Source organism: Paenibacillus sp. ACRSA (assembly GCF_022346845.1).
Lineage (GTDB): Bacteria > Bacillota > Bacilli > Paenibacillales > Paenibacillaceae > Paenibacillus.
In genome coordinates this window covers 813,274-826,806 of sequence record NZ_JAKRNP010000003.1, presented here as the reverse complement: position 1 = coordinate 826,806, position 13,533 = coordinate 813,274, and the positions used below count along the sequence as shown (strand labels likewise).

Genomic DNA, 13,533 nt, shown 5'->3' with positions numbered 1-13,533 from the left:
CTTCAACCTTATATCTTTTCGATGAATTCCTTCTTGAGACGGATGTTACGATCCATCGCTTGCAGGAGGTCGTTATTCTACCAAGATGTATGATGGAAATGAAGACAATAAAAAGGGGATAAGTGCTTTATGTTCAGGATCTAAGCCTTTTTATACGGCGTATAACACGGGAGGAAATGTTGATGATGGGGAAGCTAATTGAATTCAAACAGGTTTCTAAAGAATATCAGATTGGTGAAGTGCGAATCAAGGCGCTGGACGAAGTGAATTTTACAATAGCCGAGGGTGAGCTTGTCGTTATTTTGGGAGCAAGTGGTGCGGGGAAAAGCACGATTCTGAACATCCTTGGCGGCATGGATACGGCTACGTCAGGTCAGGTTATCATCGGCAATCAGGACATTACGAAATGGAACGAGAAAAAATTAACCGCTCATCGCGGGGAGAATGTTGGTTTTGTATTTCAATTTTATAACCTTATCCCGAATCTGAATGCATTGGAAAATGTAGAGTTTGCCACGGAAGTATGCAGGGATCATCTCGACGCGGAAGCTGTACTGAACCAGGTGGGACTGTCGCATCGTCTGCACAACTTTCCATCTCAGCTCTCTGGTGGGGAGCAGCAAAGGGTTGCTATTGCACGAGCGCTCGCCAAGAATCCAATGCTTCTTCTATGTGATGAACCAACAGGCGCTTTGGACTACGTCACGGGCAAGGCTGTATTGAAGCTTCTTCAACAAGTGAATCGGGATCACAAAACATGTGTCGTGCTGGTCACCCATAATGCCGCAATCGCTCCAATCGCTGACAAAATAATTAAGGTTAAAAGTGGTGGCATCGAATCCATCACAATCAATGATAACAAACAAAGCATCGAAGGAATTGAATGGTGATGAAGAAATTAGTCGTGAAGCTGTTTAGAGATATGAGACAATCGGTTGTCCAATGTATCGCGCTGATATTGGTCATCGCCGTAGGCGCCTTCTTCTATGCAGGATTAAGCAGCTACAGTCAGAAGCAGCGTGAGTACACCGAGGATTATTTTGCAACATATAACTTAAGTGATCTGAATGTGTATTATGACCGTGTGGCTGTAGATGATGTAGCACAATTCGCTAAAGTTGACGGAGTTGAACGTATTGAAGCGCGTTATACAACGGATGCATTACAATACTTCGATGGTTATACAGCGGCATTCACTATCCATTCACTGCCGTCCGACAATCAGATCAATAGACCGATGATGATAGAGGGTCGTCTTCCTTCCCTACCTGCTGAGATCATGGTGGACTCGCATTATGCCGAGGAACATTCGTATCAGGTTGGTGATTCGATTCGTTTGAGCACGAATGGAGGAGAAGTGGCGTTTGAGATCAGCGGACTGATTGAGAATGTAGAATATGTGAAGAAAAATGCTACGCAAGACCATAAAACCTATGCCATAGCCTATGTTGCCCAAGAAGCGATTCCGAAGATTGCAGACAGTCTGTATTACAATGAATTGCTCATTGATGCCAAGCAAGGGCATGATGTGGATCTAATCGCGCAGACCTTGGAAGCACAATCTGCAGACCTATCGTATCTAGGGCAAACGAGCAAAGAGCGGTCATTCGGATATGCCCAGATTCAGCAGACCATCTATAACAACGGCATGATGAGTAAAGTAATTCCACTTATTCTCTTTTTGATCTCAGCAATTATTTTGTTTCTAACCATGTCCAGAACAATCGATGCACAGCGTAGTCAGATCGGCATCATGAAGGCTCTGGGAATTAAGAATAGCTGGATTATGTTTCATTACATGGGGTATGCTCTGCTGGTTAGTTTAATCGGCTCTCTTGTAGGCTGCATCATAGCCCTATACGTGTTTATCCCATTGGTTACAGCATCTAGCGCCAAATCGTATTCATTGCCTGGCATTACATTTTCACTCTCTCCATGGTTGATCCTACCGCCGCTACTGTTCTCTAGTATCTTTGGGCTCTTGTCCGTCTATTGGAGTGGTAAAACGATACTTAACGAGCGTGCAGCTCATGTCATGCGTCCGAAGCCACCCCGCAACATGAAGAACCTACTGATCGAACGAATTCCAGGGATGTGGAAACGGATTTCCTTCAGCCACAAAATCATTTTGAGAAACCTATTTCTGAATAAAAAGAAGGCAATGGCAAGCTCCATCGGTACGATGGTGAGCATGGTGTTGCTGATCATCGCCGTAGGTACCCAAGCTTCATTGCTGAAAATAGCTAATCAGATTGAGGATGTGTATACCTATGATCTGAGAGTAGATTATAAAATGGGTACTGCATTAGAGGGGATCGATCTGCCCTCAGGCATTCAAAGCCAACACTTCATTTCTACACTACCTGTGGAATTAGTAAGTGGGAATAACAGAGAGAACGCTACGATGGTAGTTATGGACCAAGAAAACAACCTCATTAAATTGTTTGATCAAGCAGATCAACCAATAGCTATGGGTGATCATGGTGTAATTGTACCGAAATCCTATGCGGATCATTACAACATCGTAGAAGGTGACTTCATTCAACTGCGCTTCACGCAGCCGGAGCGACGGAATCAATCTGTAACGATGGAGGTTGCCCAGATTACGAATCAGTTTAATCACCCATCCTTTTATATAACTCCAGCCTATTTAGAGAGCTTCCAGATCGATAACCGTCCAACCTCGATGTTGATAAAAGCTAATAGTGATATGGAGTTAGCAAGCATCCGCGATTTTTTTGAACAGGATCAGCGCGTGAACTCTCTTACGGACAAAGCCAGAATACAGGAATCGGCCAGATATATACTGAATCAGAATCAGTTTATGTTTGTGATGTTCATCATAAGTGCGGTAGTTCTCTCCTTAGGAGCCGTCTACACAATCTCTTCTATTAACATTCATGAAAGGAATCGAGAATTAGCCACACTCAAGGTTCTGGGGTATCCTATAGGTAAAATTAACAGTCTTATTTTTAAGGAAAACATCATATTAACTGGCTTGGCAGCTGTTGTTGCCGTACCTTTAGGTATGTACTGTTTTACAATTGTGATCAATGCATTATCTAGTACTCATCAACAAATCCCAGATCAATTAAATGTGACAGGCCTGCTGATCTCCATACTACTGGCGTTCTTGCTTACCATGTTGTCCAACCTGCTATTAAGAAGGAACATTGCCAATATTCATATGACGGAGTCGCTAAAAAGCGTAGAGTAGCAAATCGAATTGATGCTGGAAATAGAGTAGCAAAATAAATAGAATTAGTGTGATATGCCCCACCATGAATCACAGTAGAGGACGCAAAAATCTCTACCAGGATGAATGGTGGGATTTTTTTGCAAAACCTTTAGCTGGTGTTAAGCGTATTAATGAATATGATGATTTGAGAGATTATGTAGCCTGTGGGATTTAAAAGGAGATATTTCGATATGAATGCTCAGATGGTTGCATGACAAGAAGGGAGAGCAGCACCCATGACACTTAATCCAACACCACTAAACCAAGAACAGCTCTTGAAGGAGCTAGACACACTAGGGTATTCCAATAGGATGAAACAAATGGCGCTATTGGCGCGTGTACACCGAGATGATGAAGGCTATTCGGCGTTACTTATCAGCTTGCTGGAGAGCGGCACTGCGTACGAGGCACATTTGGCACTGACTGGCGCTCAAGTCGCTAAGGATGCACAGGCTGTAATGTTCGCTATGCAGCATACCAAAGCAGGGGTCAGGGGGCGGGCAGCTAGATTGTTGCCAGAGCTCATCACCGATCCTGAATATGCCATTGAATCCGAGATCACAACGATGTCGCACCATTGCCGTCGCCATTTGTTGCAGAGCATTGTGAACATCGGTAGAGAGAATTGGGCAGAGCGATTATTGCCGGTTGTGCTTACTCGCTGGGGAGCCCATGAGGCTGCTGTGTTATTGTCTGTATGCAGCGAGGAGACGGTTCGTAGTAGGCTCTCTGACTTAGGTTATGCGGTACATAATTGGCGGAAGTTAACGAGACGTTTCCCGGATCTGGTTGCCGAATATCTGGAGAATGAGCTGCAGAAGGCTACGCAACGGGAAAAGGGATATGTATGGTGGAAGCTTTCTTCCGCCGTTGAGAAACTTAGTGTTACAAGACCTGCTATCGTTATAGATTGCGCCCTGAAGTATGGACCGAAGGACGAGATTCATCCTATACTTAGGCGGCAATTAGGTATTCTCATTCAGGCTAACCCTGAGGGTGTATTTGAACTGCTGACAAGAGAAGAGGCAAGAGGGTATCTTCTGAATCATGGGGTGCCAGCAGGTATTTTGAATAAAAGAAAGTGGTTTACGACAGCGCAGTGGACCACTCTGGTCGCCCTGCTTGCCGATCAGCCATTGCATGTTGCCAAGGTGCTGGATACACTCGCTCCATCATCTCGTGAGGCGATGTTTGATGCGGCCTATCCGGAAGCTGAGCGCAGAACACGTCTATTCCCTACTTCGTTGCTAGATGTGTTACCCCATCAACTGCGCGACAAAGAAGCTGCGCGTATGCTGAAGCTTCGGGAGATTCGCGATGATCAGGAGAAGGCGCTTGATATTACAGCAAGGCGTTTGATTGAAAATGCGAGAGCGGAGCTAGAGGGATCCGTTCAAGTATCTAATGCGGATGAGCGTGCCCTAGCTTATAGGCGGTTGATTCAGAGCACAATTCTATCTCGGCGCGGTATGGATGATACACTTTATTTCTTGATCCGAGTCAAAAACGACCAAGATCCGGTTCGATTTGCAGTTATATCGGAACTGTCGAACAGTCCCGCGCACATGTTCAAGGAGGAGCATATAGAGGATCTAACAGTGTTGGTAGATAGTGTGGTTGAAGCGAGAGATACCTCATATGGAACGAAGAACGTAACGGAAAGATTGACTTTTGACTTACTGAGGGAGCATGCACTGGAGCCAGAGAGTAGGCTGTTTAAATTCGCTTTGCGAACTTTTGAGAGAATGGTTATGCGGGATGGGCAGTTTGTGTTGTTCGCCAAAGATTGGGATAGCATACCGAGTCATGCACTTCAGATTTTGTTTGATGAGATTTATAATTTTGCCACGGAAGCTAACAAACGTGAAAATGATGATGTAGTCCTACGGATGGCGGATGCGTTCGGTAAAGCTGTAGAGCGATTGCCGAAGCTCCAGCTCCTATTGGAGCAACTGGTGAAAACTCAAAAGTCTCCTGCACAGGCTGTTCGGCACTGGCTAGCTCCCCATAAAACGCGGGATGAGAGAGTCAGAGAGCTGCTCGACAGAGATCTGTCCTTCATTGCTTTCTATGAGGTGTTCAGCCATCTACATTTGAAACGACAAGAGTGGCTCGATCCGTTTATCTCAGGAAAAGTTATTAAGGGAAAACATTTATCGGGCAAAACGATCTATCTTGTGCCAGCCTATAATGGCTTTTATCGATGGCTGCCGCGTCAGCAAAAAGTACTAGCTACCTTGCTTGAACGAGTCGCATTAGATGCCAAGCGCAGCTTCCATGAGCGTGCATCGGCGATGAGAAATCTTGCAAGTATGCCCGACTATACTTCGGATCAACTGGAAGTCCTGTTGCAGGATAAGGAAGTACACGTCGTTGAAGCAGCCCTTCATGCCTTTTCGCTATGGGAAGAGCCTGAGAAGGCACTCCCTATTTTGTTAGACAACCTAGAGGGAGACCGGGCACGTGTTGCCATGTATTCAATTCCTAGATGTGCACGCAGAGTAAGTCCAATTTTGTTAACGTCCATTCTCTCCGAATTGTTAAACCGGGAGAAGCTGAAAGTTACGGTTAGAAAAGAAGCGATTCGACTTCTGGGCGCGTATAAAACGAGTGAGAGCATGTCTCTACTCGTTCGGGAATACGAGAAACCAAATACGCACAAAGACGTGATTATTGCCATAGGGCATGCGGCAAGGCAGTGTCTTGACGATGAACGTAGCTGGGCGATGATGAGCACAATGGCTTCGTCTCCACAGCGAGATATCGCACGGAGCCTACTGAACCAGCAACCAGGGGATCTTCCCGTGTCCGCGCGTCCGCGGTATCTGCAATGGATTACAGAAATTGCAGGTCACACGGATTCGATCGTAGCGAAAGAGGCTTTCCGAGCAATGACCCAGTGGGTGAACGGGAACGAAGATGTGATTGCGGCTTGCGCAAGTAGGGCACTCGGGGATCTTCAGGACAGCACACGTTGGGAAGCGGCACTTGATACACTCATTGCAACTTGCCGTGATGGACAAACGAATGAACAGGTCATCGCCGTGTGCAGACAATTGGTTGAGACCGAAACGACAGCTGATTGGAATGCCGGTACCGAGCGAGATCTGCCACACCGTCAGCGTTTGCTCGCCTTAATAGATAAACTTGCCTCATTGCCTCGCCCTGCACGGCGGTTACTTATACCTTTGTATGAAGGCTTGATTGAATGTCTCCAGTCTCAAGATACGATGAAACCTTCTGTGATCAAGTTGCAATTAGCTATGACGGATTGGAGCGATACTGACGGAGCAGTCGCTAGTTTGAATGTTGTTATGCCGATGGTGGATGGACAGCCTTATTTGCTCGATTTTGCCTATCATCAGATCGCCCGGGTCGTCAATGGCAGCGTAGGTTACTGGAAACCGGAGAGGCTGCTTGAAATCGTGGATCGGTTGAATGCTCAGTCGCAGATCGCTTCCTCATATATAGGTCTGTCGCTGTTGAAAATCGGCGGAAAGGCTTTATTATGGAACGAGGCTTCTGCCGATCGTTTAAGGACTTATCGAAATCATGAACATGAGATTATCCGCATGATGGCATTGGATCTGTGGACTGTTGTTGAATAATACGATCTGAGTTCGCATTGGTTATTAGTCCTTGCTAAGCTAGAAAAAGAATAATCAAAGACCGGTCTCTGCCTGCCTCTGGAGGTGAGTCCGGTCTTTTTGATTTATTTCATTTTAGGAGGAGCAAAAACACAATTGTGATTCATCTCACTTTCATGCTATTCCAACTACTTTAAAATTAATGGAATGTGTATGAGGAGGAGAATGGATGATGAAACCTCAGATGATGCCTCAGCTGAAACCACGAGATTATGCTAAGTATCCGTTCATTGTGATTTGGGAGGTCACACGAGCGTGTGCTCTGAAATGTCTTCATTGCCGCGCGGAAGCCCAGTATAGAGCAGATCCAAGGCAGCTGACAACCGAGCAGGGGAAAAAATTGATCGATGACATTGCGGCAATGGAAGAACAGCCGTTATTTGTGTTTACGGGTGGTGATCCGTTAATGCGACCGGATTTATTTGAGTTGGCAGAGTATGCTATCAAGGAGAAGCAGCTTCCTGTCTCCATGACACCAAGTGCTACACCCAAGGTGACACGTGGTGCAATAACAAAAGCAAAAGAAGTAGGTTTATCCCGCTGGGCGTTCAGCTTGGACGGTTCGACAGCGGAGATTCATGACCATTTTCGCGGAACGAAGGGTTCTTACGATATGACGATGAAGGGAATCCAGTATCTGCAAGAAGCCCACATTCCGATTCAAGTGAATACCACTGTTTCCCGATACAACCTGCACGATTTGCAGGCGATTAGCCGGAAGGTGAAGGAGATGGGCGTGGTTCTGTGGAGTTTGTTTTTCCTGATCCCAACAGGGAGAGCCCAAGAGAAGGATATGATTAGCCCAGAAGAACATGAAGAGGTCATGAAGTGGATGGTGCGTATTGCGCAAGAGATGCCTTACGGTGTGAAGTCTACGGAAGCACCGCACTATCGGCGAGTGATGATGCAGGAGCGCGGGGCAGCGGGACCCGAGCGGAGCCCCATGAAACGTGTGGATATGCTGGGACGTGCACCTCAAAGTGTGAATGATGGGGATGGTTTTGTGTTTATCAGTCACACCGGCGATGTGTATCCTAGCGGATTTCTGCCTGTCGTGTGCGGTAATGTGAAGGAGCAATCACTTATTGATGTGTACAGGAATTCTCCAGTAATGCAGACGTTGCGAGACAAGTCCCAATTGCAGGGCAAATGTGGCGTCTGTGAATTCAAAACGATGTGCGGTGGATCAAGGGCAAGAGCGTATGCGCTTACGGGAGAATATATGGCGAGTGATACAGCGTGTGCCTATATTCCGTCTGCGTTGCGACAAACATAATATTGGTGGGAAGTGTGAAATGGATAAACAACGCAGGAAGCAGATTGTTATTGCTGGAGGCGGAATCACGGGACTTAGTACAGCTTATTATGTAGAGCAGTTGTGCAGGGCACACGCTATCGAAGTAGAGATCGTGTTGGTGGAGAAAAGTGATCGATTCGGCGGACATGTGCATACCGGGAAAAAGGATGGATTTGTCATTGAACGGGGACCGGATTCGTTTCTTGCTCGTAAAACTTCCATCATTGAACTGATGCAGGAGCTGGGCATAGGTGATGACATTGTTGGCACAAGGCCTGGGATATCCCACAGCTACATTGCTTATCGGAATCAGCTGCATCCCATCCCGGATGGCTTTATGCTTGGTGTACCAACGAAGTGGAAGCCGTTCATCACAACGAAGCTATTGTCTGTGCGAGGTAAGGTGCGTGCTGCTGCCGATCTGGTTTTGCCAAGAAGACCGAACGTGGAGGACGAATCCCTGGGACAACTGCTTCGTAGACGCCTGGGAGATGAGGTGTTGGAGCAGATTGCCGAGCCACTGCTGGCAGGCATCTATGCAGGCAATGCAGATGCTCTAAGTGTGCAGGCTACCTTTCCGATGCTGCAAGAAACCGAACAAAAACATCGGAGCTTAATTGTAGGTATGCTTGGTGTACGGAAGAGCAGGGCTCCGAAGCAGACGACGCAATCGAGCCAGACGACAAGTAAAACTGGAAGTGGTAATGGTAGTGGTAGTACAAGTACGGTGAAGAAAAGCATGTTTCTAAGTGCGCGTGGAGGGCTGGAAGAGGTCGTGACTCATCTCGAAAAGGCATTATCCTCCAGTATTAATATGATGAAGAATACGGAAATATCAGGTGTCACACATGAAGGGGACGGCTATGTTGTTCACTTGCATAACGGAGAGAAGCTTCATGCCGATGCGATGGTAATGGCTACTCCAGCCCATATAGCAGCTAGGTTATTGCCAGACCAGTCTATATCCGAGTTACTACAAACCATTCCCTATGCATCCGTGATGAATGTTATACTTGCTTATCGCCAGCAGGATGTGGGCATCTCCTTGGATGCATCGGGCTTCGTAGTTCCTCGTAAAGAAGGACGTACGGTAACCGCCTGTACCTGGACGTCTTCCAAATGGGCGCATACGGCTCCAGAAGGTCATATTCTGTTACGAGCTTACGTGGGCAAATACGGCCAAGAGAATAATGATCAGCTCTCAGATGAGAAGCTGGTAAACCATGTACGCCATGAACTGGAAGAGATGATGGGCATATCTGCCGAGCCAATCTTTACGGAAGTGAACCGACTTCCCGATGCGATGCCACAATATAAGGTGGGACATCTAGAGCGTATGCAGGAGCTTGATGATGCATTGGCAAATGTCATGCCAGGCGTGTACCTCGGTGGTGGGGGATACCGGGGGATCGGAGTTCCGGATTGTATATCCCAAGGCAAGGTTATGGCGAATAAGTTGTTAACCAGATTAGTAGATATAAGTGTGTAGTTTTTAGGTTCTTAATCAAATTGTCGCCGCTCTCTGGAGTGGCGGCTATTTGCGTTGATGGTGGCTGAGAGAGCATTGAAAGTGATGACTTCAGCTCTTTGTGAATGTATGATGTGGGAGCAACTGTGATAAAATAAACATAGGTCTAATTCCATCGTAAACTATGAATATTGTTTCTATAGAAAGGGGTATATCCTCCAATGAATCTGGAAGAAGTGATGCAGGAGCTTGAAGCCTTGGGCAAGGAACGGACGAAAAAAATATATATGTCCAATGGCGCGCACGAACCACTTTTCGGTGTAGCTACTGGTGCGATGAAGCCGATGGCTCGCAAAATAAGGAAAGACCAAACGCTTGCGGACGAACTGTATGCTACAGGCAATTATGATGCGATGTATTTTGCTGGCGTTATTGCCGACCCCAAAGCGATGACGGCTGCGGATTTTGAACGCTGGATGGAAACGGCATATTTCTACATGATATCTGATTACATCGTAGCGGTCACACTCGCAGAGACGGATATTGCTCAAGAAGTCGCCGATGCTTGGATTGCGAGTGGGGATGAGCTGAAGATGTCAGCAGGTTGGAGCTGTTACTGTTGGTTGCTCGGAAGCCGGAAGGATGATGAGTTCTCCTCAGATAAGCTAGAAGCAATGCTGGAGCAAGTGAAAGATACAATTCATGATTCGCCGGAACGAACAAAATTTTCTATGAATAACTTTATATATACTGTAGCGACATCTTATCAACCTCTACATGATCAGGCAGTGGAGACGGCTAAGATGGTTGGCCCTGTTGAAGTGAACAAGGACAAGCCTAAGAGCAAGCTAATACAAGCTTCTGAGAACATCCAGAAGGCCGTGGATCAAGGTCGGATAGGTTTTAAGCGCAAATATGTAAGATGTTAGAACGAGATTGGATGAAGAAAACCGCTACCTATAAAGGAGCGGTTTTCTTATTCTACTTGATGCACACCATAATTACGTATACAATCACAATTTCTTCATTCTAAGGATAGGGTCTTGATCATGAAAAGCAATACAAACTGCGAGTGAACTTTCAATAGGTAGTGATTGATATGCTTTGGCATAAGATACAACGGTTCTAGCGATTAAGTATATGGTTGAACCGAGAGCTGTCTCATTACCATCAAATCCTTCTAACGCATATATGTCAGCAAACGCTTCTAAAGAAGGGCCTTCTAGATCCTCAAGCCAATCACTAGCCCAATCATCATCATGATCCTCGAGTGAACTGTATTGCTCACAAATATAAAAAGCACTATCCCAGTTGTTATCTAAATCATATTCAAAGTAGATTGCTTTGGCCGATTGTTGCTGAGCCCATGTAATAGATTGGTGAAGGCCAGATTTAAGGTCATGCACATACTCATTTAAGTTTACTTGCTTAATTGCAAGGGCTCGATCCACTCCAGCTAACTTGGAACAAATACGGAAATACTTTTCTTCAATTTCTTCAAGGTGCTTACCACTTAAGTCTACCTGTAGTTCATCTAAATACTGGAATATGTCCATCGGGCTACCTCCAATGTTACTAAGGTTGAGTATAGGGCTGATATATTTGTGGTTACACATGAGTTTATTTTCACTTAAAGGAACTAGTTACCACTATTAATGGCTTTGTAGAGGAGTTCTTCGTAAGCCTTCACACTATCGCTATCTACGGTTTCTACCCCTGTAAACACATTCTTAGTGTTGTGATAGAAGGCAAGAGCGAAGTCTCTTACGGCAGAAACATCGTGATGTTCTAACACAATGGCTTGAAATAAATTGTTTAACATGTATTCTGCATTCGAGCCGTCTTTGAGATATTGGAAATTAATGAACTCCTGAAGGACATGGTACTTAAATTCTTCGAGTTCATCTGTTGTAGGCTTGTACTCCCGAGTAAGCTTTTCGGTAGCTTCCGCTTTGGCTATAGGTGACAGATCGCTGTCAGCCAATTCATTTATTTTTGATCTCCAATCTACCGATGCTTGTTCTGTTTGCTCAGTCTGTTCCGGCTGTTCGACGGCACTGGTCGTAGATACTTCCTCTTTTGCCACATCCGTATTTTCTGCTTCAGTTGCTGTTGCGCTTTCTGTACCTTCTGTACTTTCAGTACTTGCTGGTGCAGTCTCTCCTGCCTTTGTCGTTGCAGTGCACGCACTCAACACGGAAGCTACAATAAAAGCTGATAAAACGAGTACTAATTTCTTCACAATATTTCCTCCATTGGTATGTAATCTTAATAAATCTACCAGATGATATGTGAAGTTTCTACGTTCATTGGGTTCATTACAAGATGTATAGGCATAAAAAAGGGTCATTTACGCCGATGCGGATGCTCATATCAATTGGTGATAATAAGGGGAAATGCCACAGATTGATTCTCCTTCATCCGCATCATTATATGATATAATTTTTCACTGAGCGTACAAAAATGGAGAGCAAGCACGGTTATATGTAGCTACTTCATACCTGCGCCCCGTTTGCAATTTAGCATAGGTGGAAGACTTCAAAGGCAGCGCTCATGTCTAGTGTATGGAGCTGCAGATAGATAAAATTATTTTATTATAGGAGTTGTCTAACGGAACATGAATAAAAAAGAAGTCGCGCATATACGCAAACAATTCAAAATGGATCACGATCTACTGAATATTCACGATATTCTTAACGTCTATATTACGAAGGAAACGAATGAGGTCTACCACTGGGAGCGCCACCCGTTTGAACTAGTGGATCGGGAGAAGCAAGAGCTATACATGGGGAATTTCAAAAAACTGCTGACCGGCGAACTAGATCAGAAATTGTTCGAGCTGAAGTTTCAAGAACAGGCAGAAGAGCCTGCACAGGTGATGCTGCACCAAGCACTCGTAACAGGTGATCCGGACGAATGGTCAGACCTGATGTTGCTGCTTGTGGATCGTATGCTGACAGATGCGAAGTATGAGCGGGACATGGTAGTTACGTTTGTTAAGGGGCAATACTACTTACCAACTCAGGCCAGAAACGAAGCAACGGAAGAGAGTGAGAAGAACGAAGTGTTTGCTCATCCCTTCATTCTGTGTAGCGTAAACTCAACGGAAAAACAGAAGAAGACAATGTTGTTTGACTATGTGGAACGGGAGTTTAAGTATAATGTCATTGTTGATCCAATTATCAAATTAAGCACGCCAGAGCAGGGGTTCCTGTATCCGAGCGTGACAGACAATTATTCTGACGTAAATCGTGTTCTATATTGTACTGGGAAATCCAATTTTCCAGATCCACACTTTGTAGAACAGGTGTTGAATGGCGATCGGTCTGTGACAGCACTGGAGGAACGAGCAATTTTTGAAGATATCGTGAAAGAGATCACGGGGGAACAAATGGATGCGTCTACCCTTGCTCATGTATATGAAGAGATTAATCGAGTGATTGAAGTTAGTGAAGAATCACACGAGGAAGAGCCACCGAAGCTTGATTACAAGGATGTGGAGCGTGTACTCACCGCGAGCGGTGTAGAGGATCTGACAGCGGAGAAAGTAGAGCGGGCATTCGAGACCATTGTGGATAACAAGAACTATGAGTTGAAGGCCAATAGTGTCATGCCGAAATACACTTCCAAATCGATCAAAATTGATACAAAGGTAGCCACAATCTCCGTCAGTCCGCAAGATCTGAAATACGTAAGACAAGTCAACTATCAGGGGAAACGCTGCATTATGATTGAGGTTGATGAGGATGCTGTTATTGAAGGATTTACACTTACTACAGAGAACTTATAAAAAGATAGTGATATAAAACTTTCATGGTATGAATTATATTCCCTATATGATAGTCAAAAGCCCAATGCCTAAGCGATACACCGCCAAGGCACT

General features: G+C 45.3%; 9 protein-coding genes. 7 read left to right on the top strand and 2 right to left on the bottom strand.

The features are described from left to right. The first annotated feature begins 185 nt into the window (after positions 1-185). The 6 genes from MH215_RS13155 (at position 186) to MH215_RS13130 (ending at position 10,579) form a co-directional block, all read left to right on the top strand. Positions 186-890: an ABC transporter ATP-binding protein gene (locus MH215_RS13155; RefSeq protein ID WP_239290840.1), complete on the top strand. Its 705-nt coding sequence runs from the start codon at positions 186-188 to the stop codon at positions 888-890. After that, positions 890-3,217 carry an ABC transporter permease gene (locus MH215_RS13150; RefSeq protein WP_239290706.1) on the top strand — a complete coding sequence of 776 codons (2,328 nt, stop codon included), beginning with the start codon at positions 890-892 and terminating at the stop codon, positions 3,215-3,217. The genes MH215_RS13155 and MH215_RS13150 overlap by 1 nt, the downstream gene beginning before the upstream one ends. 257 nt (positions 3,218-3,474) lie before the next feature. Further along, positions 3,475-6,846, top strand: coding sequence for a HEAT repeat domain-containing protein (locus tag MH215_RS13145; protein WP_239290705.1), 3,372 nt, complete (start codon positions 3,475-3,477; stop codon positions 6,844-6,846). Between the two features lie 223 nt (positions 6,847-7,069). Further along, positions 7,070-8,161 (top strand): TIGR04053 family radical SAM/SPASM domain-containing protein, encoded by a 1,092-nt coding sequence (locus tag MH215_RS13140; RefSeq protein WP_239290839.1) that lies wholly within the window; start codon positions 7,070-7,072, stop codon positions 8,159-8,161. Positions 8,162-8,180: 19 nt separating this feature from the next. Next, positions 8,181-9,671: a protoporphyrinogen oxidase gene (gene hemG, locus MH215_RS13135; protein WP_239290704.1), complete on the top strand. Its 1,491-nt coding sequence runs from the start codon at positions 8,181-8,183 to the stop codon at positions 9,669-9,671. 200 nt (positions 9,672-9,871) lie between these two features. Further along, positions 9,872-10,579, top strand: coding sequence for a DNA alkylation repair protein (locus MH215_RS13130; RefSeq protein WP_239290703.1), 708 nt, complete (start codon positions 9,872-9,874; stop codon positions 10,577-10,579). Positions 10,580-10,663: 84 nt separating this feature from the next. On the opposite strand, the gene MH215_RS13125 is transcribed toward MH215_RS13130, so the two are convergent. Together MH215_RS13125 and MH215_RS13120 are read right to left on the bottom strand one after the other, a co-directional pair. Further along, a complete protein-coding gene (locus MH215_RS13125) occupies positions 10,664-11,206 on the bottom strand; it encodes a hypothetical protein (protein WP_239290702.1) in 543 nt (180 codons plus the stop codon). 83 nt (positions 11,207-11,289) lie between these two features. Further along, entirely contained in the window at positions 11,290-11,892 is a 603-nt protein-coding gene (locus tag MH215_RS13120; protein WP_239290701.1) for a hypothetical protein, read from the bottom strand. Positions 11,893-12,267: 375 nt separating this feature from the next. On the opposite strand from MH215_RS13120, the gene MH215_RS13115 reads away from it, so the two are divergent. Beyond that, a complete protein-coding gene (locus MH215_RS13115; protein WP_239290700.1) occupies positions 12,268-13,440 on the top strand; it encodes a DUF4317 domain-containing protein in 1,173 nt (390 codons plus the stop codon). Positions 13,441-13,533: the final 93 nt, after the last annotated feature.